The following is a 356-nucleotide window of genomic DNA, read 5'->3' on the forward strand; positions in this document are numbered from 1 at the left end:
TCTAAAGAATCTTTTAGAGCATTTTTCACTAAGAAAAATATTCAATATCTAAGTGATGTTAAAGCCGTAGCTGTAGATATGAATGTTGCATATAATCAATTAGTAGAACAATATCTTCCTCATGTTGATATAGTATATGATAGATATCATATGCAAGCAGATTATGGTAAAAATGTTATGGGGCAGATTAGACTTGAAATAGCTAGAGAGAATCATTTAAAAGCTAAAGAATTATACGATATTATTAAATGTGAACAAGATACATTAAAGCGAAAAGAACTTAAGAAGGAAATGCGAGACTCTAGAATGGAGTATAGTAAAATTAAAAAGGCGAGATGGTTATTATTAAAAAATAG

Annotated in this window: 1 protein-coding gene; it reads left to right on the forward strand. The window is 28.1% G+C overall.

The annotated features are described in order from the left end of the window. Nucleotides 1–356: transposase (locus AYC59_RS01200; protein ID WP_211259984.1), on the forward strand; the 356-nt coding region annotated here is incomplete at both ends.

The organism is Pseudostreptobacillus hongkongensis (assembly GCF_001559795.1).
Lineage (GTDB): Bacteria > Fusobacteriota > Fusobacteriia > Fusobacteriales > Leptotrichiaceae > Pseudostreptobacillus > Pseudostreptobacillus hongkongensis.